Genomic DNA, 26,208 nt, shown 5'->3' on the forward strand with positions numbered 1-26,208 from the left:
TTTAGTGGATTTTTTCATTATTTGTGAGATTTTATTTAAATTTACTATTGCCTATTAGTGAATTAAAGCGTATTTTATTATTATCATTTAAAATTCCAAAAGAGTAAGATGATCTAAATAAAGCAACTTATTCTCATTCGATTTTAAATCATCAACTCATTGACTGAAATTTCTAAAAATTTCTATTTTTAAGAAATTAATCAATTTTACTTATCATATTTTTGATTTTAAATTTCAGTCTTTAAAGAAAGAAAGGATTGGGATACATATGGCAACAAACAATTCCCATGAACAAGCTGTTCAAACAATACCTCAGCGAGGGTTCTTCGGACACCCAAGTGGTTTAGGAGTACTATTCTTTGTAGAATTTTGGGAAAGATTTAGTTATTACGGCATGCGTGCCATGCTTATTTTCTACATGTATGATCAAATTAAAAATGGTGGTTTAGGAATTGATCAAACGACTGCCATGTCTATCATGTCAGTTTATGGCGCATTAATTTACATGTCTTCAATTCCTGGTGCATGGGTCGCAGATAGACTATTCGGTACTAGAGGGGCAACCTTGATTGGTGCAGTACTCATTATCATCGGACATATTTGTCTAAGTTTACCATTCGCAATGTTCGGTTTATTTGCATCAATGTTCTTTATCATTATTGGTTCAGGCTTAATGAAACCAAATATTTCAAACATCGTTGGACGATTATATCCTGAGAATGATACTCGTATGGATGCCGGTTTCGTTATATTCTATATGTCAGTTAACCTAGGTGCGCTTATCTCACCTATCATTCTGCAACATTTCCTAGACGTGAAAAACTATCACGGTGGTTTCTTAATTGCAGCGATTGGTATGGCATTAGGTTTAGTATGGTATATGATTTTCAATAAAAAGAATTTAGGTTCTGTTGGTATGAATCCAACCAACCCACTATCTTCTGAAGAAAAGAAAAAATATGGATTAATCGTAGGTATCATTGTAGCAGTCATTGCGATTGTACTATTAGTTACATATTTCACAAACACTTTATCATTCAATCTTATTAGTGATACGGTTCTAGTACTTGGTATAGCTTTACCAATCATTTACTTCACTACTATGATTCGCAGTAAAGATGTAACAGATGTAGAACGTTCTCGTGTTAAAGCATTCATTCCGTTATTTATTTTAGGAATGTTATTCTGGGCAATACAAGAACAAGGATCAAACGTATTAAACATTTATGGTTTAGAACGTTCTGATATGAAAATGAATTTATTCGGTTGGACAACAGATTTCGGTGAAGCATGGTTCCAATCAATTAACCCATTATTTATTCTTTTATTTGCACCAATCGTATCTGCGATTTGGTTGAAAATGGGTAAAAAACAACCAAGCCTCCCAGTAAAATTTGGAATAGGTACGCTATTAGCTGGTGCTTCATACATTTTAATGGGACTTATCGGTATGAGTTATGGTGATACACACTTCTCAGTAAACTGGGTTATCCTATCATACGTTGTATGTGTAGTTGGTGAATTATGTTTATCACCTACTGGTAATAGTGCGGCTGTTAAATTAGCACCGAAAGCATTTAATGCTCAAATGATGAGTGTTTGGTTATTAACAAACGCATCTGCACAAGCACTTAATGGTACATTAGTTAAATTAATCAAGCCTTTAGGGCAAACGAATTATTTCATCTTCTTAGGAAGCGTTGCTATCGTAATTACAGTAATCATCTTAGCTTTCACTCCTAAAATTTCAAAAGCAATGAAAGGTATTCATTAATCACCTTTGTGTTGTTAAAAGATATAATTTAATCAAGACATGTAGTTACCTTGAGCCCCTTCATAGTATTTTTATAAACTATGAAGGGGTTTTTTATAATTCTTATCTTTATTGAGACATTGACAAGAGCCTGAGCCTGGGACATAATTCAATGTCTCAGGCTACAAATATATATTGGCAGTAGTTGACTGAATTAAAAATGCACTTGTAACTTGCTTTTTTTAATTCTAGTCAACCTTGCCGGGGCGGGGCAACGAAATAAATTTTGAGAAAATATTATTTCTGCCTTGCTCCCTCTATCTTGTCATTTTCTTTGTATATCAACTAAAAAAATGTAATGATAAATACTTAAGCACTTGTTTTACTCAAATTATAATTAAGCAAATAACATTTCGGGTAAATAAATGTTAAATCAGAGTAAATAAATGAAAGTAGGCATACGTATGGGTCAAAAATTTAATCATGGTGTTCTTTTTTACCATGAACATAGTGGTCTCAAAGATATATATGAAGGTTTAGGAGAAGTAACTAAATCACTTACTACTATGTGCAAACACCTATCAATTCAACTAAGTGAAAATGAAGGCGACATTATTAAGTATTGTGAAAGAATTAAAAATCAAGAATATAGTAGTGATGTTGATATCGTTTTTATACTAGGTGGCGATGGTACAGTTAATGAATTAATTAATGGTGTTTTGGCAAATGACCTAAATGTACCTATTGGAATTATTCCTGGAGGTACATTTAATGATTTCACTAAAACATTAAACTTGAACCCTAACTTTAGTAAAGCTAGTGAACAACTTAAAACGTCTCACTTGGAATCATATGATGTTATGAAAGTGAATGGCACTTATGTGCTTAACTTTGTGGGATTAGGACTTATAGTTCAAAACGCGGAAAACGTGCAAGAAGGTCGTAAAGATATCTTCGGTAAATTAAGCTATGTTGGTTCAACTGTTAAAACATTAATGAATCCAGAAGATTTTGATTATACATTAACTGTAGATGATAAAGAACTTAATGGTAATACCTCTATGCTAGTCGTTGCTAACGGTCCTAATATCGGTGGCAGTAGAATACCACTTATGGATTTATCACCTCAAGATGGTAAAGTGAATAGTTTTATTTTTGATAAACAAAGTTTTACTATTCTCAATGATGTGTTCAAAAAACGCGATAGTATGGATTGGAATGAAATTACAAACGGAATTGATCACATAGCCGGCAAACATATTACATTATCGACGGATCCAGTTATGAAAGTAGATATTGACGGTGAAATTAGTCTTGAAACGCCAATTACAATTGAAGTTCTACCAAAAGCACTTCAGATTCTAACTTTTCCAGAGAATGCTGAACAATAAGAATTTATTATACTAATATAAAAGCGATTAAGGTTAATGATTGGATTATCATACCTTAATCGCTTATTTTAACTACTCCCCTAGAAAGAATGCTTCTACATCTTTCCAACCGTTAACACGTTTAAAACGTTCTTCACTTATATTGTGAGACGCAGTAAAAATGATTGGTTCACCTTCAAATATTTGTAATTGACGAGGATTATCATCTATTAAATAATCTGTTTTCACTACATTTTTACGACCACAGAAGACAAATTGCTGCGGATCTAAAAATGGAAAGAATTCAAGTAACCACTCATATTTATCATGAAATGAAGTTGGAACATCCATAGCTGCAGTAGCAATGTAAACATCATATTGCTCAGTCAATTTCTTAACGACTTCTTGTGCATGAGGCATAACAGTTAAATTTCTAAAGAAGCCTGGCGCTCTTAAAATATCACGAACTAAACCATCATGTTCTGGTATTACATTTTTAAGCTTTTGTCCATTTAAAGACTCAACTGTAATTCCTAATTCCGTTTTTACGTTAACCGCTTCAATAATTGCACCTAACGTGTCTGCTAATACTTCATCCATATCTATTGCTATAGATTTTCTAGACATACTATCTCTCCCTTAATCATCACCTATATACTTTTAAAGTATAGCAAAAATTTAAAAGGGAGTGCTACAAGACATTTAGAATCTATTGTAGCCCCCCTTGCATAATCAACTTATGATGTACTTCTAAAACTCAACTAATCATTGTAAGTTAAAGAGCTTACGTATTTGACCAACTTAATAATCAAAATGTTTTAATACTTCAATCATTCTGTCATTTTGTTCTGGGAACCCGATTGTAATACGAACGCCCGTTGGAAACGGACGTGTGATACAACCCACTTTTAGTAACGCTTCATATAATTCTTGTGCTTTTTCAGTTGCTACAAATACAAAGTTCGTCTGACTAGGTAAGAAATGTTCACTTTGTGGTATCTCAAAGAATTTTTCACGTTCTTTAGCATTTTTAGCTGTAATATCTTTCAAATAAACTTGATCTTCTAATGCTGCAATCGCTGCGTATTCTGAAATACGAGTGACATTGAATGGTGGTCGAATGATATTCCACTTTTCAATAGCTTCATTTGTAGCTACGACATACCCTACACGCAACCCAGCTAATCCATATGCCTTAGAAAATGTTCTTAACAAGAATGCATTATCAAAGCGTTCTTGCAATTTCAATGTATCTGGGTAATCTTCTGCTGTCACAAATTCAAAGTAAGCTTCATCAATCAATACAGGCACATGACTAGGTACGCGTTCTAAAAAGTGTTCCAATTCATCATGATTAAAATAGGTTCCAGTCGGATTATTCGGATTACATAGCCACACTAAAGCAGTCTCTTCATCGACCTCTTTAATAATATTCTCTAAATCAAACCCACCATTTAGTAAAGGTACTTGAACAACTTCAGCTGACTCTACAATCGCATTATGATAATATTGTCCAAATGTGCCTTCACTTGTAACTATTTTATCTCCTGGCGTTAACACTGCTCTTGAAATCATCAAGATAACTTCGTCTAACCCCGCACCAAATAGAATTCGAGAAGAATCCACGTTCAAATGTTCACTAATTGCCTTACGTAATGAAGGTGAGCCAGTCTCAGGATAATAAAATAACTCATCTAAATGTGCTTGAACTGCTTGCTTTGCTTTTGGAGAAGGACCATATAAATTTTCATTTGAAGCAAGTTTATATAATTCGCCTTCTATACCGTGCTTTTCTTTAAGTGCTTGTGGTGATAATCCTGGTTGATACGCTGCTAATTGATTTAATTGTTGTTTCATTGCCAACCACTCCTTTTTCAAAAAATTAAAAATGTTTATTCAATTATAAACCTGTTCCTCTAACATTGTTAAATTACAAGTCATTGACTAGTAAAAATTTATATTAACTTAATGTACACCATTCATCGCTCTCTTAACTATTGGAGAAATAGCTACTAAGATAACACCAATAAGCAGTGTAAACAATCCTGAGTATAAGAAGAACTCTTTCTCACTAATAATCTTAAATAATACAACGATTTGGCTATTGAGGCTTTGTGCAGTGGCGTTACTGAGCATCCACAATGCCATCATTTGTGCAGAGAACTTTGCAGGTGCTAGTTTAGATGTTACAGATAACCCTACTGGTGAGATACATAATTCACCTAATGTAATTAAGAAGAAACTTAACACTAACCATATAGGGTGAATCAAAAGCGCATCACTATTTAAAGGTATAATCATGACTAGATATGATAAACCTGCAAAGATGGCACCCAATGCAAATTTATATACTGTACTTGGATTATGTCTGCCTAATTTAGTCCATAAACTAGCAAAGACAGGTGCTAACATAATAATAAATACTGGATTGACAGACTGGAACCAAGCTGCTGGTATGTGGAAATCTAACGCACCATTAGTCAATTTAGCTAAGCTAAGTTCTGTCTTCTGGTCTGCAAAGTTAGCCAAAACGGTCGAACCTTGTTCTTGAATCATCCAAAATGCAACAGACGTAATAAACAACGGTATGTAACTATAAATTCTAGAACGCTCTTCTTTGTGCGTCTTATTACTTGATAACATATAAACAAAAATACAAATTGGTAATACGATACCTACAATCGTTACAATGACACTGAAACTAGATAAACTCAATTTTCCAATAAATTGCAAGATAAGTAGGATAATTGCGAATATTATTACGACAATGCCGGTAATAATTGATAATCTTTTGATTTCTTCTTTTCTAAGTGGGTTAGGAACGCTTAAACCAGCCAATCCTAGATTCTTTTTATTTGTAATAAAATAAGTGACTAATCCGATGAACATCCCTATTGCTGCTACCGCAAAACCAAAGTGGAACCCTAATCTTGTTTGTAAGTAACCTGTTGCAAATGGTGATAGAAAACTCCCTAAATTGATACCCATATAGAAAATAGTAAAAGCAGCATCTAAACGTCTATCATTATGGTCATATAATTCACCAACTGTAGTTGAAATATTAGGTTTCAATAAACCTGTACCAATAATAAGAAGTAATAGTGCTATCATTACTACTGTTAAACTACCTGGTATCGTTAACATGATGTGACCAAACATAATTAATATGCCACCATAAAATAATGCATGTCTTGTACCAATGATTCTGTCTGCTATCCAACCCCCGATGGTTCCAGACATATAGATGAGTGCACCATATAATGATACGATTTGTAACGCTGTTCCCTGTGGTAAGCCGAAGCCACCTTTACTAACTGAATAGTACAGATAATAAGCTAGAATCGCTTTCATACCATAGTAACTGAATCGCTCCCAAAATTCAGTAAAGAATAGTGTACTTAAACCTTTGGGATGTCCAAAGAATCCCTTTTGAGGTACACTCTCAACAATTTCTTGTCTCGAATAATTTCTAGTATTCATATTCTCCCCCCTAAAAAACCATACACGCTTTTTGTGTATTTATAGAATAGTGTAATTAAAAATAATTCAGATTACAATTGTATTTACAAATTTTGCGCTTTAAAAAAAGAACAAAACAACGAACTCATAATTAATTCGTTGTCTTGTTCCAACATTTTCACGTGTCTATTTATTTTACTAAACCTTCTTTTTCAAGATAATGTTTCGCAACATTATACGGATCTTCATTTTTCACGGTCACTTTGTAATTCATTTCTTGCATCTCTTCATCTGAAATTTTACCCTCTAATTTGTTGAGCGGTTTTTTAATTTCTGGATGTTGTTTTAAGAATTTTTCTTTAAACATTGGTGCACCTTGATATGGTGGGAATACGTGTTTATCATCTTTTAAGACTACCATATCATATTGTTTTAATTCTGCATCTGTTGAATAAGCGTCAATTAAATTAATATCACCTTTTTCCACTGCAGTATAGCGTAATTTAGGCTCCATTTTTTTAACATTAGATAAGTTGAGACCATAAGCTTTCGACACAGCTTTATAACCATCAGGTCGATCATTAAATTCCATAGTGAACCCTGGTTTAATTTTATCTTCAACCTTTTGTAAATCACCGATTGTTTTAATATTATTTTCTTTAGCAAAGTCTTTCTTCACCGCTAAAGCATACGTATTATTATATTTCATTGGTTTTAACATCGTCATGTCATATTTTTTCTCTAGACTTTGTTTAGCTTGTTGATATACTGCATCTTCTTTTTTAGATTTTAAATCTTCTTTAGTTAATTCACCTAAAACTGTCCCTGTAAATTCTAAATATCCATCGATGTCGTCTGATTTTAATGCATTAAATAGGAATGATGTTTTACCCATACCATCTTTAACATCAACTGTATCATCCGTTTCATCCTCAATTAAAATTTTGTACATATTCGTAATAATTGAAGGTTCTGAACCTAATTTACCTGCAAGCGTAATTGTGTCACCTTTTTTACCGAAAAGTGGTACAACAATGACTAATAGTATAATAAGAATCATTGCACCTACAGTGATTAGTAGTTTCTTATAAGATAATTTCTCCATATAACGTAGTATTAAATCAAACATAATTGCGAGTAGTGCAGCAGGAATCGCTCCGATAAGGATTAGAGACGTATTGTTACGGTCAATACCTAGTAAAATTAAATCCCCTAGTCCACCAGCACCAATTAATGCGGCTAAAGTTGCTGTACCGATAATTAGAACCATAGCAGTACGAATACCGGCCATCATCACTGGCATCGCTATTGGCAATTCTACTTTAGTCAAACGACGCATCGGCTTCATACCAATACCTTTAGCTGCTTCAATAAGAGACGGATCAACTTCTTTAATGCCTGTATATGTATTTCTCAAAATTGGCAACAGTGCATACACAACTAATGCAATAATTGCTGGCACGCGACCAATACCAAATATTGGAATCATTAACCCTAATAATGCCAATGACGGAATGGTTTGTAATATAGCAGCTATATTCATAACGACTTCAGATAACCGCTTCGTCTTTGTTAAAGCAATCCCTAATGGCACGGCGATTAAAATTGCGATTAGCAGTGCAATAAATGAAATTTGGATATGTTCCAAGATGGTCGTAAGTACTTCGCCTTTACGATCATTGAGTGTGCTAAACAGTTCGCTCATGCTTTAACCTCCTTATCATGGTCTATCTCAGATAAATACTTAAAGATATCTTCACGTTTTAAGAGTGATTGCGTAGAGGTTGATACATCATTAACAATAACTGCTTCATGTTGGGCTAATGTAGAATAAACTGAACGTAATTGCACATCACTATTGATTACAGGATAATCATGTTGTGTTTCTTTTTCTGTGAGTGGCGAAGTAATATTAAGATCTTTCAACTGTAAGCTTTCTTTATCTTGTTCTAAATGGCTGCCCATAAACTCTTCTACAAATTTATTTTTAGGTTGATTACGGAATGCTTGTGGTGTATCTATTTGTTCAACATGTCCATTGTTTAGTAAACATATTCGATCACCTAGCTTCATTGCTTCTTGAATATCATGCGTTACAAATACAATTGTCTTTTTGATTTTAGTTTGTAATTCTATTAAATCATCTTGTAGTTTTTCGCGACTGATTGGATCCAGTGCACTAAAAGGTTCATCCATCAATATAACTGGTGGATCTACAGCTAATGCTCTTACTACACCAACCCTCTGTCTTTGACCACCTGATAATTCATCTGGTTTACGATCTCGATATTTTTCAGGTTCTAAACCAACCATTTCAAGTAATTCGTCAACACGTTGATCTATATCTTTATCTTTCCATTTTTTCATCTGCGGAACCTGTGCAATATTCTCTTTAATGGTCATATGTGGGAAAAGTGCGATTTGTTGCAACACATATCCAATATCCCATCTCATTTCATAAACAGGATAATCACTTATTGGTTTATCTTTAAAATAAATATAACCTTCACTTAACGGAATAAGTCTATTAATCATTTTCAAAGTGGTTGTTTTACCACACCCTGATGGACCTATGATTACAAAAAACTCACCCTCATTTATTTTGAAACTTACATCATCAACTGCCACATTATTCCCATAACGTTTTGTTACGTTTTTAAATTCAATCATTTAGTCACCTTCATTTGCTCTACTTATTCAAATAGTTTGCATTCTTATTCCCTATTTAAACATGTTTAATTATGAATTCATATTAAATTAATCGAAATATAGAAATTACATTTAAAATTAATAATGTGACAATAAAATAAAGGTAAGGTTCGCTACAGAAATAGTAACAACCTTACCTTTCACTTTATATACTCGCTTTATATGAATGTATAATTTCTAAGAATTTCGGACAATAATGTTTCAATTTATAGCTACCAACACCATCTATTGATATCATTTCTTGTTTGGATTCTGGCTTGCGTTTAGCAAACTCTTCTAATGTGTAATCCGAAAAAATACTAACCGGTGCAATATCCAATTTCTCACTTAATTTTCGTCGAACTTCAACTAATTCACTGTATAATGCTCGATCTACACCTTCAACTGTATTGATATAGACTTTTTCTTTGGATTTTTGTTTAAATGGTGTCGTAAATACTTTCTCTTTATTGTTAAGTAACTTTTTAACACTTTCATCACATATTAAGATTTCATCATTTTCGTTTAAAAACCCTTTGAAGCGCAATTCATCAATTAAATGACTTAATTCTGAAGTGGTATAATCTTTCATCAAACCATGTGTCGTCAACTTATCATAATTATTATATTTAATATAATCACTTGTTTCTCCACGCAAGACTTGAATGATTACGCTATAGCTTTCTTTTTGACGCATGCGTGCGATACAACTAATGATCATTTTAGCTTCTTGCGTCATATCATATGTTTTATTTTGTTGAATGCAGCTACTACATTGCCCGCACTCTTCTAATTTTTCGTTAGGTTCAAAATAATGTACTACAGTCGCTTCAAGGCATTTTTTCGTTTTCGTGTATTGAATCATTTTAGTGAGTTTCTCACCCATTTTATCTTTATAATCTTCATCAGCCTGTGAAACAGTAATAAAATATTCATGCAATCCTTTATCACGTTCACTAAATAAAAGAATGCATTCACTTTCTAATCCATCACGACCTGCACGTCCTGCCTCTTGATAATATGATTCTAAATCACCTGGCATATTATAGTGTATAACGTATCTAACATTTGATTTATCTATCCCCATACCAAAAGCATTTGTCGCTATAACAACCTTCACTTTATCATATACAAATTCGTTTTGAGCAGTCTCACGTTCTTTATTTGTTAAACCAGCATGATAAATTGCCGAAGAAACATTGATAACATCTAATGCTTCTTGTAACTCCTCAACTTGTTTACGTGTAGAGCAATAGATAATTCCTGCTTGTTCTTTATGTTTCTGCACATAATCTACAACAAATTTCTGACGTTGATAGGTAGGATTCACTTTAAAAATAAGATTCCGACGTTTCGTACTTGTTTTTACTTCATCTCGTCTATCGATGTTTAACTTTCCCATAATATCTTGCTGTACTTCTGCAGTAGCTGTTGCTGTTAGTGCAACGATTGTAAAGTTTTGAGGTAATGTGAATACTTTCTTAATTACACTTTGATAGCTAGGTCTAAAGTCATGCCCCCACTTAGAAATACAATGTGCCTCATCAAACGCGATAAGATGAATATCAATTCGACTTAATAAACTTAAAAAATATTGATTATCGAAACGTTCTGGCGCAACATATAAAAACTGAATATGACCTTTCATTAAATCATCTTCGATTTCTTTTTGTTGCTTCTTAGTTAAACTACTATTTAAGAATGCTGCTTTAATCCCCATTGCTTTAAGTTGATCAACTTGGTCTTTCATTAAAGATATTAGTGGACTAATTACAATTGTAGTTCCACCTAACATTAATCCAGGCACTTGGTAGCAAATTGATTTACCACCACCTGTAGGTAATACACCTAAAACATTATGATGATCCATTATTTTAGTTATGATTTCTTTTTGACCAGGTCTGAAATTGTCATACCCAAAATAATGCGATAATGTTGCTTCCATACTTTACATTCCCCTTATTGCTCTTTTAGTTCTTCTAATTCACTCCATCTCGTGATGTCTGCTTCATATGTTAGCTCTAAATGTTCTTTCTCTTCATTTAATTCTTTGATTTTGGCATAATCAGCACTGGCCTCAATCATCTCTTCATCTATTTCTTCTAAGCGTGTTTCAGTTTGTTCAATGCGTTCCATCAAAGTTTCATATTCTCGTTTTTCCTTATAAGACAACCCTGATTTTTTTCGCACCGTTGTTTTTTGTTTTGGTTGTTGTGCTTGTTTCTCTAGGGCGGCTAATTTATCCTGCTCTTTCTTATAAGACTCATAATCTTCAAAGGACCCTACAATACGTTCCATCTTTCCGTCATGAATATACCAGTACTCTTGAGCGACTTTATTTAAAAAATAGCGATCGTGACTAACAGTTATAACTGAACCACCAAAACCACTAATATAGTCTTCTAAAATAGTTAATGTTTCTGTATCTAAGTCATTTGTTGGTTCATCTAGCAACAGTACATTAGGTTGATGCACGAGTAATCTTAATAAATATAAGCGTTTTTGCTCTCCGCCTGATAATTTGTATATCTTCTTACCATGTGTTGAGCTTGGGAACAAGAAACGTTCTAGTAATTGAGTTACAGAAATTGAAGTTCCATCCTTCTCTTTAGCCACTTCACTCTCTTCTCGTAGGTAATCAATCATACGTATATCTCTATCTAACGTTTCTTCTGTTTGTTTAAAGTATGCTACTTTTACAGTTTGGCCAATTTTAAGTGTGCCTGTATAATTGTTGTCTTCTCCGCTTAAAATATTTAATAACGTGGTCTTTCCAGCTCCATTTGGCCCAACAATACCAATACGTTGCCCACTTTGAATAATTTCAGTAATATCTTCAAATAATGTTCTGCCGTTAATTTGTTTTGAAAGTTGTTCTAACTCATACACTTGTTTGCCTAATCTTGAATACGCTAGATTCAGTTGCCCTTTATCTTGAACGTGTTGAGCTTGTACTTCCGATTCTAAATCATTAAAACGATTGATACGCGCTTGTTGCTTTGTCGTTCTTGCCTTAGCGCCAGCTCTCATCCAAGCTAATTCTTGTTTATATAAAGCCTTTTGCTTTTCTTGTTGTTTTTGTTCAATAATTTCATTTTCTGCTCGCATTGCTATGTAATCTTCATAATTACCTGGATAAGATTTTAATTTACCTCTATCTAATTCAATGATTCTACTCGCAATTTCATTTAAAAAGTAACGATCATGGGTTACAAACAATACGGTATGAGGATACTGCTTCACATAATTGATTAGCCATGTTATAGATTCAAAGTCTAGGTGGTTTGTAGGTTCGTCTAATAATAATAGATCAGGTTGTTCAATAAGCGTTTTAGCAAGCACTACGCGTTTTTGCTGACCACCTGACAGTTCGTTCACCTTTTTGGTCGTGTCATTAATACCTAGTTTAGATAATATGGTTTTAATTTCTGCATTATAATCCCATGCACTATTTTGGTCCATAGCCTCTTGTGCTTCCATCATCTTTTGAAAATGCGCGTCATCTTGTTGTTGTGTATAAGCATTAACTGCTTCTTCGTAAGCTTTTATAATTTGAAGAGTCGTTGTGTCTGAGCTAAGTACAGCTTGAAAAACAGTCATATCTCCATCTAGATCCTGCTTTTGAGAAGAATACCGTATACGATATTGATTAGGATGCGTAATATCAGCTGTATAATCATCATCTATATTTCCGATAACTTTAAGTAGAGTACTTTTACCAGTACCATTTATTCCAACCAATCCTATTCTCTCATGTTCAGAAATAGATAGGTTTAAATCATCGAAAATGATTTTATCCGCATATGATTTATTTAAGTGCTCTATTTTATACGCTTCCATGCATCTACTTCCTTTTCAAAATCGAAATATCGAATTTTTTAAATATTTTTGATAAGCTTAAATCAGTTCTATATATTATACACCTTTTTAGGCTTAAATGATACAAGGAGACAAGAGTTATGATTGACTTTTTCGAAAATTTACCGCCTTATTTACAGGCGCTTGTAGCAGGTATTATTACTTGGCTACTCACAGCATTAGGTGCTGCTTCTGTATTTATATTTAAATCCGTAAATGAACGAATTCTAATATCTATGCAAGGATTTGCTGCGGGCATTATGATAGCTGCCAGCTTTTGGTCTTTATTACAACCCTCTATTGAATATGGTAAAGATGGTAGTTTACCTGCTTGGTTACCTGCTGCAATTGGCTTTTTATTTGGTGGTATCTTCATACGTGTCCTCGATTCAGTTATTCCTCATTTACATCAAAGAATTGGCGATAAGAGTCAGTACCGCGAAGGTGTTAAGACTTCTTTAAGTAAGAATACACTATTAGTACTAGCTATTACGTTACATAATATTCCAGAAGGACTATCGATTGGTGTTGCTTTTGGTGGTATAGCAACTGGAAATAGTCAAGCTACATTTCTAGGTGCTTTAGGGTTAGCAATTGGTATAGGAATACAAAACATTCCGGAAGGTGCAGCATTATCTATGCCTATTAGAGCGGCAGGCGCATCTCGTTGGAAAGCGTTTAATTACGGGCAAGCTTCTGCGATTGTAGAACCTATCTTTGCTACTATTGGCGCTGCATTGATTTTAGTTATTACACCTGTTTTACCTTATGCATTAGCTTTTGCAGCTGGCGCTATGATATTTGTTGTTGTTGAAGAACTAATACCTGACTCGCAATCTGGTAACAACACGGATCTAGCAACACTAAGTCTAATGTTAGGCTTTACAATTATGATGATTTTAGATGTAGCGCTTGGATAAAACTTGCAATTATCACAGATATTTAAATTAACTATTAATCAGCAATTATTTAAATGACAACATCATTTAAGACATGTATCTATAGCATCAACTATATATTGCAACTCAACATGTTACACATAATCAAAATCATAATAAAAAAGACAATTTCTATTTATTTCAATAGAAATTGTCTTTTTTCATTAGTCTAGAAATTTTATATTATAGACTTTACTTGATTATTTTTGATTCCCTTTAGGACCAGTTTTGTATTCATATTTAGACGGGTCAATTTTTTTGAAATCAGGATTTTTATAGAATCTGAACAAGTCACCATTTAAGACATTGTCACTCATTTCTAAATCTTTCTCAACCTGTTTCTTATTCTTATCTAAATCTTTAGGTTCCGTTTCTAATAGTTCATTAGTTTTATTAGAATAAGCTTTACCGTTTACATATTTGTAATCTTTCGTAATGAAATCACCATTACGGAATGGAATTACATCATTATGATCTTTAGATAACATGTCAGTACCAAACATTAAGAAGTTTTTAGAGTCAATTCCTACTAAATGTAATATAGTAGGCATAACATCCATTTGACCAGCATATGTCTTATCTACTGTACCTTCTTTACCAGGAATTTTTAGCCAGAAACCTGTACGGTTTAAGTCCATAAATTTCGCTGGCGTAATCTTTTCACCTAATAATTTTTCCATCGCATTATTATGGTTCTCTGAAATACCATAGTGGTCACCATAAATCATAATAACTGAATCGTCGTATAAACCTTTCTTCTTAAGATCTGTTACGTACTCTTCAAGTGCTTGGTCTAAATAATGCGCTGTTTGAATGTAACCATCAACAGTTGAATCACCTGTATTAGGTTTATCAATATCTGCATCTTCCTCACTCAATGTGAATGGATAGTGGTTTGTTAATGTAATTAAGTGTGAATAGAATGGTCCTTTCATTTTAGATTGATATTCTGCTGACTCTTTAAAGAACGGTTTATCTTTTAAACCTAAGTTAACGATATTATCGTCAGACATATCATAATATGTTGCATCGTAGAACTTATCAATACCAAAATGTTTATAAACTTGGTCACGGTTCCAGAATGTTTTGTAGTCACCGTGCATAACATCAGAAGTATAACCTTGCTTTTGATCTAAAATGGCAGGTAATGATTGGTAAGTATTATCACCTTTTAATGAATATGCAGAACCTTGTGGTAAACCATAAAGGCTGTTATCCATTGTGAACTCAGCGTCTGATGTTTTACCTTGACCAGTTTGATGGAAGAAGTTTGGATAGTATCTAAAATCTTCATTACCTGTAGATAATTTATTTAAGAACGGTGTTACTTCTTTACCATTAACCTTTTTATTGATTAAAAATGTTTGGAAACTTTCTAGATGTATTTTAATAATATTTTTCTTCTTAGCAACACCAAAATACTCTGAATTTGGCGTTGTATTTTTTTGTTTCGTGTAATTCAATACTTTAGTTAGGTCATCTTCAGAAGCCAATGCTTTTTGTTGGTTATTCTGGATCGTTTTAACGCCATCATAAACTGTAAAGTTATAGGGACCTAAATACTTCACTAAATATTTATGGTCAAACGTACGTGTTAATAACTCAGGACGATCTGTTTCAGCAAAAGCTAAGTTCAAGAAGAATAATGCTACTGAAGCAGCCATTACAACCGGTACAAACTTTTTACTGAAGACACGCTTATCTAACCAACTTCCTCTGAAAATAAGGATGAATAGATAAATAATAGTATCTATAAAGTAAACAAAGTCATACCATTTAAATGATGCCCCAACAGCACCACCCATAGACTCAACATTCCCCGCTTGATTAAGTGTACTAAATGTTAAAAAGTCCGAGAAGAATCTAAAATAAACTACATTTGCATATAGCAAGAATGATAGTAAAAATCCTCCAATAAAGATGAACCAATGTGCTTTTTTTCCTTTAAAGAATAAGAACACACTTAAAATAAGCGCGATTAAACTATATGGATTCATCAATAGTATTAAGTTTTGAACTAGTCCTTTAACACCCAAAGAAAAATCAACATAATATGAAAAATACGTCTTCAATGTCACTGTAAAAACAGTCAGTAAGAAAAACGCAAAAAGACTTATTTTCTTTTTGTGTAAACTCATGTATGTTTCCTCCGTTTATAGTTATTCAACTTTGAAGAAATGTTAAAGACTTAACCGAAGACTTAAACACTTACTCAAATATGACCGTTATGCAATTACTTACTAATTTTTAAATTTCGCTATTTTAATTTATTAAGAATATGTCATACACATACATTAAATACAAACGATAATTCACTCTTACATTTTTATCCCAATGACGAACTATACGTTAGTAATGCCTTATGTATACAATGTTGGATGCTATTCTATTTAATTATTAATAAAGTATTAACAAATTATGAGCTTTGTAATATTATTGTAATATTGCCCGTAGTTCAATATATAAATATATAGTATTTTTACTCATTTATCAAGAAAAAACATCTTTATATATCGACATCTCAATAGTTTGTCACAAATATATACAAGTATAATGATGACGCACTGATTTATTTATTATAGCTTCTTATATGATATTTTTAATCAGACTATAGACCTACTCAATCTATTAAAAATCCGTATAAATAAATCGTCCATTCAATTAATTATTAACAGTTATTTCATCATTTCTAATTGCATTCTGAATTCAATGCCGTGAAACAGTTGATTCATCCAATTGCTAAAGTTCACAACATTTTTTTCAGCAGTTTCAATATCAATAAATTGGAATTTCAAACGTGAACCTTGTGGTTTCTGTGCAAGTTTAGTCAAATGATAACTCGCAATCGTTCCAATTTGAGGGTAACTTCCTATTGTATAATGATCGTTTAATAAGATAATCGGTGTACCATCTCGTTTAACTTGAATCGTTCCTCTTTTAACAGATTGATGTGCAGGCATATCATCGTAATATGCTTTTATCTTCTCACCATCTAATAACATACCAACACGATTCGATTTATTAGTTACTTTATATTCGCCTTTAATAAAATGGGATTGCGTTTCCTTATCAAAGTCTTCAGTACCTTTATTAGCGATAACATGAAACACGTCAGAGATATAGTTGAACGACAATGCATAACCATCAATACCCCAATCAGTAGTACGCTTTTCTTTTAGATTTTCAAACAACTTATGATGACGTTCAGTATATTCTCTTTTCATTTCAACTTCATCGCCATTTTCAAGTTTACGCCCGTGATAGCCACCAATGTGAACATTTAAATCTGTAGAATTCGAACCCAGCCAATTGTCTAATTTAAATCCTCCACCTATAGCAAGATATACACGTGACGTTTTATTTGTTTCTTTAAAAGATAACACATCATCTTTACCTAAAAGGTATAGTTTATAAGGTTTTACTCGCATGTTTTGTGTATAAGCTTCAAAATTTTGACCTGTTAATGCAATTAAAGTAGGTTCAGTGAATCGAATTTTAGCCATAATATGTGTCATTTCAAGTGTTGCTTCATTCTTGTCATTAGCGACAAGACGATTTGCAATTTCATGACCTAGTGTGTCTAAAGCTCCACACGGAATAACACCTGCATATTCATATCCATGACGCCCGAAATCTTGAAAGCTACTAAACAATCCGGCTTTTTCTATTATGATTGACATGGTTTAAATTCTCCTAATTCAATATCTTTGCGTTTTTCTGGTTTGAAAGTGACATTATCTCCTAATTTTAGCAGTGTAAAATCTTCTTTTTCAGGAGTAAACAACGTCATAGGCGTGTACCCTATCACTAACCAATCATTATATGTATCAGTTGTTACAATCCCGCATTTTTTTCCTTCAATAATAACTGAACCTGCAGTAACAAGTTTCTTCTTATTACTTGTATGATTAACATACAATGCTTCATTCATTCCAGTTAAATATGGAAAGCCAGGAGCATAGCCCATCATAGAGACAAAGTAAGCCTTATCAGAATGTAATTGAATAAATTCATCTTTTGTTAATTTGTAATACTCTAGCAAGTCCTGTAAATCGGGGCCAAATTCATCACCATAAATAATAGGAATTTCATAGGTCGTGCTCTCATCTTTGTTCATTTCTAATTGTTTTATTTCTTCTTGTATAGATGTTACTAATGCCTTCATATATTGAAAAGGTGAAGTAATATTATGATGTTTAATCATATCTCGAGCATCATAGCAAATCATCATATCTGATTCAGTAGGAACAATTTCAGTTATAAATGGTAAATCTTTCTTTAATAAATGATTACGCACTGCGATTAACTCAGTTGTTACATTTTTAGATACATCTTTTTCAACCGCAATTACAATTGCTTGATCTCCCTGACTATAAATCTTCATAACTCCACCTCAAAATAATTATATTTAATGATGATAAAATATATTTAGAAAATCAACCGCATAAGGAATGATTGATTTAATTAAAAAATAAATGAATACACATTGAATTAAAACGGTAACGGTTGCCACAATACGTGCATTAATGAGTGCATTATTATTTAAATATCGATCTGCTAAATATTTACTTATCACATTTAAAATCACAATAATTACAACCCATAATATTGCCATATTTCACTCCGTTAGTTCGTTTTTATCAATAAATACGCATATACTTCCAATATTATTTTATAGATAAATAGACACATCGGCAACCTCTCGTAAACTATTTAGTAAAAAGATACGTACCTGCTGATTATTTAATTTCTCGCTGAGTTCTGTTTTAGTATAATTTTTGATTGAAAGTTTTCCTTCATCTATAAGAGATTGACGCATGCATCCCAATAAAAAGTCGTTGTCATAACTCGGCGTATAGTATGTACCTTCTTCCTCTATCATGATATTACCAATATCAAATTCCAGAATTTTACCTTTTTCATCATATAATAATATTAAATCTGTTTCATGATTGTGTGCTAAATGCTGGCGTTCTGTGGTTTTGTTAATGATATATCGTTCGTTATAATGCGTTTGAACTTGCTGAAATTTAGCCGTAAACAGCGACTTTTGAGATAAAGGTTTAATTACATAATTCATATCGCCAGTTTTATCTATTTCTATTTTAAGTCGGAACGTGCCCTGTTGATGATTTTTTATAATCTCTTTTACAAGATGTAACCAGTTTTCCTTTGAAAAGGCATAACCCAAACGTCCACATGATTGTTGTATTCGATTAATATGATATTGAAGTCTTGGAATTTCACCATTTTCCAGACGCATCGTTTCAAACAAGTTCATTTATAACATCTCCAATATCTTTGTTTTATCTCGAAACTCTTGTACTTCTTTTTCAGGTATAGAATCAATTGTAATACCTGCACCCACACCGTAATGAACTTTCTCATTTCGATACTCAAGCGTTCGAATTGGAATATTAAATATCATTTTATTATCCGGAGATAATAATCCAATTGTTCCACAATAAATATATCTAGGATTAGGCTCAAGCGCTTTAATGTATGACATCGTATTAAGTTTCGGTGCGCCCGTAATGGAACCACATGGAAACAGCGCTTTTAAAATATCGGTCAAACTCGTTTCGGCTTCTAATCGACCCGAGACCATACTCGTCATTTGATAAACAGTCTTATAACTTTCTATAAAGAATGGCTTATTAACGTGTATAGTTCCTGGCTTAGAAATTCTAGAAATATCATTACGCAATAAATCAACAATCATTACATTTTCAGCACGATCTTTAAGAGAGTTCTTCAATATGTCATAATTCATCAAATCTTCATCTTTATTAATACTACGTGGCATTGTCCCTTTCATCGGTTTACTTACAACTACATTTTCTTGGTTATTGAATGCTCCTTTTTGAAAGAATAATTCAGGAGAAATTGAGGCAACTTTAATCTCTTCTACATCTAATAATGCAGTATAATCACCATTATTTGTCTGAGTTAAATAATAATATAAATCAGAGATAGGGTAATGGATATCACTAACTAAACGTGTTGTATAGTTCACTTGATACGTTTCTCCATCAGTGATTGCGTCTTGAACTTGTTTGATCTTATCTTGCATTTCTGCATCACTTTCCAAAAAGCGAAACTGATGTTTAGGTTTGTAGCTTTGCGAAAGATTGTTAGACGGATGTTTAGCCATATTAGGATTGAAACTATATGCAAGAGCTATGACTTGATTATTATTCAATTCGTGCGTAGCCATTTCTTGATTAAAAAATTTTGCCGCTTCATATGTAAGATATAGCGCTACGTAACGCCCGTTTGATTGTTCATCTTGAGCAAAGCGAACTACTGCACCGATGTCATTCAAAGTGTAAGCCACCTTTTTAGAGGCATACGTGTCAAAATTTAATGCTACTGTTTCAAAATGGTCAGGTGTCGTATAGTATCTATAATTAAACGCGATGTTCATAGTCTATCCCCACTTTTCTAAAAATAGTCGTATCTGTTCATGCCCATATTCACTTAAAATAGATTCAGGATGATACTGAACGCCATAAATAGGATATTTATTATGTTCAAAAGCCATTATAATCCCTTCTTCGTTATAAGCTGTCATATCTAAAATGGTAGGAATATGATTTTTATCTGCAATGAGTGAATGATATCTCATTACTTCAAACGCTTGAGGTAGTCCTTTAAATAGTCCAGTTCCTCTATGAGTTAACGTTGTGGTATGACCGTGAACCGGCTTTAATCCATGAATAATCGTACCTCCATAATATTCATAAATAAATTGGAAACCTAAACAGACACCTAATATAGGAATTTCACCCTCAAATTGATTCATAATTTCAGTTAAAATTGGATAGTCACTAGGTTTACCTGGACCTGGCGAGATGACAATTGCCTCTACGTTAGATGACCTTAATAGATCAACGGAAACGTCATCTACCTCGTATACAACTATCTCTTTATCAGTTTCTGTCTTAAAATATTCTATTAAATTATATGTAAATGAATCTTTATTATCTATAACTATAATCATTTATGTCGCTCCAACTCTATGTTAAATAACTTCATCTATAACTTTATTATAATTAATAATTTTTTGAAAATGTAAGGGTTTACTATTTATATTGCTTTAAAATATAGCTTGATTTTAAGAAGTGAATATATTACGCTAACTAGCGTACTAAAAACTCAAAAGAGGTTCCTAGCTGAAACCCTCTATAAAAAACTAGACAATAATCGAAATATTTAGTTTGAAAGTAACATTACTTTTGTATAACTAGTTGAAATGTTTCTAAGTCTATCTTTTTTATAGAGATAGACTTTTTTTATGTTCTCATGGCTAGGTTAGAGACGGCATAAAGTATGATCTAATCTTTTCAAAAAAGGAGAATATTCATGACAAATCAAAATTTAAACAAGGACAAAGCCATTGTAGTATTTAGCGGGGGGCAAGATAGCACAACGTGTTTATTTTACGCTAAAAAACATTTTAAAGATGTTGAATTGGTAACATTTAATTACGGTCAACGACATGATGCAGAAATTGAAGTTGCTACACGCATCGCAAAAGAGCAAAATTTAAAACATCATATTTTAGATATGTCACTATTATCACAATTAACTCCAAACGCCTTAACACAACATGATATGGACATTGAAACTGGTGAAGACGGTATTCCAAACACGTTTGTACCAGCACGTAATTTATTATTCTTATCATTTGCTGGTGCATTAGCTTATCAACGCAATGCTAAACATATTATTACCGGGGTTTGTGAAACGGACTTTTCAGGTTATCCAGACTGTCGTGATAGCTTTATTAAATCAATGAATGTAACGCTTAGTTTATCTATGGATAAAGACTTTGTTATTCATACTCCTTTAATGTGGTTAGACAAAGCACAGACATGGGAACTTAGTGACGAATTAGGTGTTCTAGATTATATTCGACACAATACACTTACATGCTATAACGGTGTTATTGGTGATGGTTGTGGAGAATGTCCAGCATGTCAATTAAGACAACGTGGTCTACAATATTATTTAGAAGCAAAAGGAGCGAATTAAAATGATTCAACAACTCTATCCGTCAGTTGCCCACCCCTATAGTTTTGAACTTAATAAAGATTTTAATTTTTCAGCCGCGCATTACATTCCAAGTGAAGATGCCGGTAAATGTATGAGAACACACGGGCATACTTACTTTGTTAATTTAACAATTGCAGGGGATAAACTCGATCATAATGGTTTCTTAATCAATTTTAGTGATTTAAAAAAACTAATCCACGACCAATTCGATCACTACTTATTAAATGATTTACCTCAATTTAAAGATAAGAGTCCTTCAACTGAAGTTGTAGCTCAAACAATATATAAAATGGTCCAAACTCATCTACAAAACTGTGATAATCAACCTCAATGTGTCCAAGTTTATCTACGTGAAACGCCGACTAGTTATGTCGTATATCGCCCAAAGGAGTATAAATAATGGCTGCTAAAATTCCAGTACTCGAAATTTTTGGACCTACGATTCAAGGTGAAGGACGTGTTATAGGTCGCAAAACGATGTTTGTTAGAACTGCAGGTTGTGATTATCGTTGTAGTTGGTGTGACTCTGCTTTCACTTGGGATGGAAGCGCTAAAGAAGACATTCAGTTAATGACAGCTGAAGAAATATATAATCAACTGAAAAAAATCGGCGGTGACCATTTTGATCACGTTACGATATCTGGAGGTAACCCAGCACTAATTAAAGGTATACAAGATTTAGTGGATTTATTTGAAGAAAAACAGATATACTCTGCTTTAGAGACTCAAGGAAGTAAATTCCAACCATGGATGAGACAAATTAACGATTTAACTATAAGTCCTAAACCACCAAGCTCTAACATGAAACCTAACATTGACATATTAGATAGTGTAATCGAACAATGCATTGAATCAACACTTAATTTAAAGGTTGTTATTTTTGATGATGATGATTACGAATTCGCTAAAATGATACATCATCGCTATCCAAACATTCCTTTTTACTTACAAGTCGGTAATCCCTACCTAGATGATGAAGTTGACAACCATACAGAAAAACTTTTAAGTCGATATGAAGCATTAGTTGATAGAGTGATGGCTAGTAATGATATGAACCAAGTTTATGTTTTACCACAGTTGCATACGTTACTGTGGAGTAACAAAAAGGGTGTTTAATAATTACTTTATAAATGAAAAATATTTTTTAAGTGTTTTGAAATGATTAAGTTTGTTTTAATTGGTATAATGTTCTAATGAACTATGTTAGATAGGAGTACAGCATGATTATATATGTATTAATTAATATCGCCGTAGTGCTTGGTGTACTCGGCTTTGACTTATATAAGCACCAATTCAAACAGCTTAAATTTAGCTCCGTATTAATAGCAATAACGATTAACGCTTTAATTAATGCTATCGTCATCGACAAATTTAATTTTATAACATTATGCTCAATCGCTTTTTTTATATGTTGGTTGGGACTTCAATATTACTTGAATTATCAACACTATACACTTGTTATTTACGAGTATAAATCGATTGCCTTGATATTTTCTATCATAATAAGTTGCTCATTATTTATTACCTATGGATCAAGTGATCAATCAATTTACATGTCTGTTCCATACTTAGCGCCAACAATATTCTTAATAGGTGCTAGTGCGATATTTTTAGGTACTTTCTCTAGAGGAGAACTTGGAATTTTTAAATTTATAAAAAAGCTTAAATTTCCAATTACTATAGGCTATATGCTTATTATAATTTCGATTGTATTATTAACTTTTTTGACGCCATTCTGGTATATCTTCTTAATCATTTATATTCTTTTAGGTATCTATCTAGCATGGCAACTTAAAAATACTAATTTAAAACATCATATAGAAAATAATTAAACGCTTGAAGTTTCATCATTTAAAACTTCAAGCGTTTATTTTGATTTTTATAAATGTACTTTTTCTTTCTCTTGCTCTACTACTTTGAGATCGTGCGTTGGTTCTTTTAAATTTGATGCTTGCACAATATATTTAGGTCGTTGCTTAACTTCATAGTAAATTCGTCCAATATATTCACCTACTACACCAATAGAAATCAATTGAATTCCGCCAATAAGTAATACCGCAGCTATCGTTGTAAAATAACCAGGATTATTAATGCCATTGACCATTATACCTATCAGCAGATACAAGATATAAACGATACTTAAACTGAATATCGTCATTCCAAGATAAATCATCGCACGTAAAGGTTTATTATTAAATGAAATTAGCCCATCAATACCATAATTTAATAATTTAGTGAATGTCCATTTAGAATGACCCGCTTCTCGTTCTACATTTTGATATGTAAAGATTTTAGTATTATAACCAATCCATTCAAATAAACCTTTTGAAAAGCGATTATATTCTTTAAGAGAAGCCATTGCTTTAACTGCGCGTTGACTCAATAATCTAAAGTCACCGACACCATCTATGAATTCAATGTCTTCGACAAAGCTATTTATCAATTTATAATATAACTTAGTCATTGACTTACGGGCTATGTTCTCTCCTGTTCGATCTCGCTTAGCAATAACTTGGTCATACCCCTCTTGGAATCCTTCTATCATTTGTGGAATGAATTCTGGTGGATGTTGTAAATCTCCATCTACCATCACCACAGCATCACATTTCACACTATGTTGAAAACCAGCTATCATTGCTGATTCTTTACCAAAATTTCGGCTGAAAGAAATATATTTAACATGTTGATCTAAGCTTGCTAAATGTTGAACATGGTCGATTGTGTTATCTTTACTACCATCGTCGACAAATAAAAGGTCATAATCATACCCTTTATCCAAGCTATCTTTCATCAAAATTTCAGTCAATTTGTCGTAAGTTTTTGTTACGACTTCACCTTCGTTAAAACAAGGCACAATGACTCTGATTTTCATTAAATTACATCCTTTTCATCATTCTTAGTACTATTTTATCAATAAAATAAATAACTATTCTACTAAAAACTATGCAATTAACAAACAATTAATAAAAATTAAATAAAAAATATACAATCATTCTATAATTTTCAATGTCTGATTCCATTTAATAGAAACCAATTTATTTCAAATCACCTATACTCACTTCATCAGGATCTTTACCTTGACGCGCATTGCGATTTAAACTATCTATTTCAGCTATTTCTGTTAGTTCAAGGTTGAAATCAAATATATCATGATTTTCTCTTATACGTGATGGTGTTTTAGATTTTGGAATGACAACACGATTATGTGCCACGTGCCAACGTAATACGATTTGCGCTGGTGTTTTATCATACGCTTTTGCTAGTTTTGTTATAGTAGGATCGTCTAACAATCCTCTGTTTCTCATTAATGGCATCCATGCAGTAACTACTATATCATGCTTATCACAGAAATCTTGGACTTCTTGTTGATTAAAGTAAGGGTGTACTTCAATTTGATTAACTTGAGGTACAATATTAGTTTCACGCATTAATTTTTCTAAGTGATGCACTTTGAAGTTACATACTCCAATTGCTTTTATTTTACCTTCTTCATATAATTTTTCTAATGCCTTATATGTTTCAATATAAAGTTCATTTTTTTCGCAAGGCCAGTGAATTAAATATAAATCGATATATTCTAAACCTAAATTATTTAATGAGCGATTAAAATACTCAAGTGTACTATCATAACCTTGATGGTCGTTCCATAGTTTAGTTGTAATAAACAAGTCTTCTCGAGGCACTCCACTATTTTTTAGTGCTTTACCGAGTGCTTCTTCATTATTATAAAAATATGCTGTATCAAATGCACGATAACCATCATCTAATGCAGCTTGAATCGCTGTTTCCATTTCTTCATCTGTAACCTTATAGACACCTAAGCCAAGTCTCGGCATCGGATAAGCATTGTTTAAAATTTGTGTGTCATTTACCATAATATCTTCTCCTAACGTTCTTGATAATTTTCAATCTATTAATAATTAGGATAACTCTAATAGAGTGTATTGAACAATTAAAAGGACTGGGACAGAATTCTTTTGAATTCGTTGTCCCAGCCCTCAAAGTTAAAAAGAACTGAGAAACGCTTCATTTAGAGCGCCTTCTCAGCTCAGTCAGTTTATGCAAATTTGCGATATAGCTTTGT

Annotated in this window: 23 protein-coding genes and 1 riboswitch; of the genes, 7 read left to right on the plus strand and 16 right to left on the minus strand. The window is 32.6% G+C overall.

From position 1 onward, the window contains the following. The first annotated feature begins 268 nt into the window (after nt 1–268). Nucleotides 269–1,774, plus strand: a complete 1,506-nt coding sequence (locus tag SBL16_RS01985; protein ID WP_317952548.1) for an S-Cys-Gly-3M3SH uptake peptide MFS transporter — start codon at nt 269–271, stop codon at nt 1,772–1,774. Between the two features lie 443 nt (nt 1,775–2,217). Beyond that, a complete protein-coding gene (locus SBL16_RS01990; RefSeq protein ID WP_107611495.1) occupies nt 2,218–3,144 on the plus strand; it encodes a diacylglycerol/lipid kinase family protein in 927 nt (308 codons plus the stop codon). Between the two features lie 72 nt (nt 3,145–3,216). Here SBL16_RS01990 and SBL16_RS01995 read toward each other — a convergent pair whose 3' ends face one another. The 7 genes from SBL16_RS01995 to SBL16_RS02025 all read right to left on the minus strand — a co-directional run bounded on the left by SBL16_RS01995 (nt 3,217) and on the right by SBL16_RS02025 (nt 13,110). Beyond that, complete coding sequence (locus SBL16_RS01995; RefSeq protein WP_107611486.1) at nt 3,217–3,750, minus strand: 5' nucleotidase, NT5C type; 534 nt, start codon at nt 3,748–3,750, stop codon at nt 3,217–3,219. Nucleotides 3,751–3,924: 174 nt separating this feature from the next. Continuing rightward, a complete protein-coding gene (hisC, locus tag SBL16_RS02000; RefSeq protein WP_107611487.1) occupies nt 3,925–4,980 on the minus strand; it encodes a histidinol-phosphate transaminase in 1,056 nt (351 codons plus the stop codon). Between the two features lie 108 nt (nt 4,981–5,088). Then, the gene (locus SBL16_RS02005) at nt 5,089–6,603 is read right to left on the minus strand and encodes a peptide MFS transporter (protein ID WP_107611488.1); all 1,515 of its coding nucleotides are present in this window, start codon (nt 6,601–6,603) and stop codon (nt 5,089–5,091) included. A gap of 169 nt (nt 6,604–6,772) precedes the next feature. Further along, nucleotides 6,773–8,287, minus strand: coding sequence for an ABC transporter permease/substrate-binding protein (locus SBL16_RS02010; protein ID WP_053018714.1), 1,515 nt, complete (start codon nt 8,285–8,287; stop codon nt 6,773–6,775). After that, nucleotides 8,284–9,252, minus strand: coding sequence for an ABC transporter ATP-binding protein (locus SBL16_RS02015; protein ID WP_107613362.1), 969 nt, complete (start codon nt 9,250–9,252; stop codon nt 8,284–8,286). Before SBL16_RS02015 ends, SBL16_RS02010 begins: the two co-directional genes overlap by 4 nt. Before the next feature lie 184 nt (nt 9,253–9,436). Further along, nucleotides 9,437–11,215 carry a DNA helicase RecQ gene (gene recQ / locus SBL16_RS02020; protein WP_107611490.1) on the minus strand — a complete coding sequence of 593 codons (1,779 nt, stop codon included), beginning with the start codon at nt 11,213–11,215 and terminating at the stop codon, nt 9,437–9,439. Nucleotides 11,216–11,229: 14 nt separating this feature from the next. Next, the gene (locus SBL16_RS02025; RefSeq protein ID WP_107611491.1) at nt 11,230–13,110 is read right to left on the minus strand and encodes an ABC-F family ATP-binding cassette domain-containing protein; all 1,881 of its coding nucleotides are present in this window, start codon (nt 13,108–13,110) and stop codon (nt 11,230–11,232) included. Between the two features lie 119 nt (nt 13,111–13,229). Here SBL16_RS02025 and SBL16_RS02030 point away from each other — a divergent pair, with 119 nt between their 5' ends. Beyond that, nucleotides 13,230–14,048 (plus strand): ZIP family metal transporter, encoded by an 819-nt coding sequence (locus tag SBL16_RS02030; protein ID WP_107611492.1) that lies wholly within the window; start codon nt 13,230–13,232, stop codon nt 14,046–14,048. Between the two features lie 218 nt (nt 14,049–14,266). On the opposite strand, the gene ltaS is transcribed toward SBL16_RS02030, so the two are convergent. The 7 genes from ltaS to SBL16_RS02065 form a co-directional block, all read right to left on the minus strand. Continuing rightward, on the minus strand, nt 14,267–16,204 hold the full coding sequence (gene ltaS, locus SBL16_RS02035; RefSeq protein ID WP_107611493.1) for a polyglycerol-phosphate lipoteichoic acid synthase LtaS: 1,938 nt from the start codon (nt 16,202–16,204) through the stop codon (nt 14,267–14,269). Between the two features lie 537 nt (nt 16,205–16,741). Next, nucleotides 16,742–17,746, minus strand: coding sequence for a biotin-dependent carboxyltransferase family protein (locus SBL16_RS02040; protein ID WP_107612039.1), 1,005 nt, complete (start codon nt 17,744–17,746; stop codon nt 16,742–16,744). Further along, nucleotides 17,734–18,450 (minus strand): allophanate hydrolase subunit 1, encoded by a 717-nt coding sequence (locus tag SBL16_RS02045; protein WP_053018718.1) that lies wholly within the window; start codon nt 18,448–18,450, stop codon nt 17,734–17,736. Before SBL16_RS02045 ends, SBL16_RS02040 begins: the two co-directional genes overlap by 13 nt. Before the next feature lie 24 nt (nt 18,451–18,474). Then, a complete protein-coding gene (locus SBL16_RS02050; RefSeq protein WP_107612038.1) occupies nt 18,475–18,681 on the minus strand; it encodes a hypothetical protein in 207 nt (68 codons plus the stop codon). Nucleotides 18,682–18,738: 57 nt separating this feature from the next. Further along, nucleotides 18,739–19,347, minus strand: coding sequence for an aminotransferase class IV (locus SBL16_RS02055; RefSeq protein WP_107612037.1), 609 nt, complete (start codon nt 19,345–19,347; stop codon nt 18,739–18,741). Then, the gene (locus tag SBL16_RS02060) at nt 19,348–20,493 is read right to left on the minus strand and encodes a chorismate-binding protein (RefSeq protein WP_107612036.1); all 1,146 of its coding nucleotides are present in this window, start codon (nt 20,491–20,493) and stop codon (nt 19,348–19,350) included. Nucleotides 20,494–20,496: 3 nt separating this feature from the next. Further along, a complete protein-coding gene (locus tag SBL16_RS02065; protein WP_107612035.1) occupies nt 20,497–21,069 on the minus strand; it encodes an anthranilate synthase component II in 573 nt (190 codons plus the stop codon). 155 nt (nt 21,070–21,224) lie between these two features. Continuing rightward, nucleotides 21,225–21,271, plus strand: a riboswitch (PreQ1 riboswitch). Between the two features lie 160 nt (nt 21,272–21,431). Here SBL16_RS02065 and queC point away from each other — a divergent pair. The 4 genes from queC to SBL16_RS02085 all read left to right on the plus strand — a co-directional run bounded on the left by queC (nt 21,432) and on the right by SBL16_RS02085 (nt 23,956). Beyond that, the gene (queC, locus tag SBL16_RS02070) at nt 21,432–22,103 is read left to right on the plus strand and encodes a 7-cyano-7-deazaguanine synthase QueC (protein WP_107612034.1); all 672 of its coding nucleotides are present in this window, start codon (nt 21,432–21,434) and stop codon (nt 22,101–22,103) included. A gap of 1 nt (nt 22,104) precedes the next feature. Beyond that, a complete protein-coding gene (queD, locus tag SBL16_RS02075) occupies nt 22,105–22,524 on the plus strand; it encodes a 6-carboxytetrahydropterin synthase QueD (RefSeq protein WP_053017232.1) in 420 nt (139 codons plus the stop codon). Continuing rightward, entirely contained in the window at nt 22,524–23,240 is a 717-nt protein-coding gene (gene queE / locus SBL16_RS02080; RefSeq protein WP_107612033.1) for a 7-carboxy-7-deazaguanine synthase QueE, read from the plus strand. The genes queD and queE overlap by 1 nt, the downstream gene beginning before the upstream one ends. 104 nt (nt 23,241–23,344) lie before the next feature. Further along, entirely contained in the window at nt 23,345–23,956 is a 612-nt protein-coding gene (locus SBL16_RS02085) for a DUF2273 domain-containing protein (protein WP_107612032.1), read from the plus strand. Between the two features lie 47 nt (nt 23,957–24,003). On the opposite strand, the gene SBL16_RS02090 is transcribed toward SBL16_RS02085, so the two are convergent. Then, on the minus strand, nt 24,004–24,996 hold the full coding sequence (locus SBL16_RS02090) for a glycosyltransferase family 2 protein (RefSeq protein WP_107612031.1): 993 nt from the start codon (nt 24,994–24,996) through the stop codon (nt 24,004–24,006). 163 nt (nt 24,997–25,159) lie between these two features. Continuing rightward, nucleotides 25,160–25,999 (minus strand): aldo/keto reductase, encoded by an 840-nt coding sequence (locus tag SBL16_RS02095; RefSeq protein WP_317952563.1) that lies wholly within the window; start codon nt 25,997–25,999, stop codon nt 25,160–25,162. Nucleotides 26,000–26,208: the final 209 nt, after the last annotated feature.

The sequence above is a fragment of the Staphylococcus sp. NWU MK-U1 genome (genome assembly GCF_033283505.1).
Lineage (GTDB): Bacteria > Bacillota > Bacilli > Staphylococcales > Staphylococcaceae > Staphylococcus > Staphylococcus haemolyticus.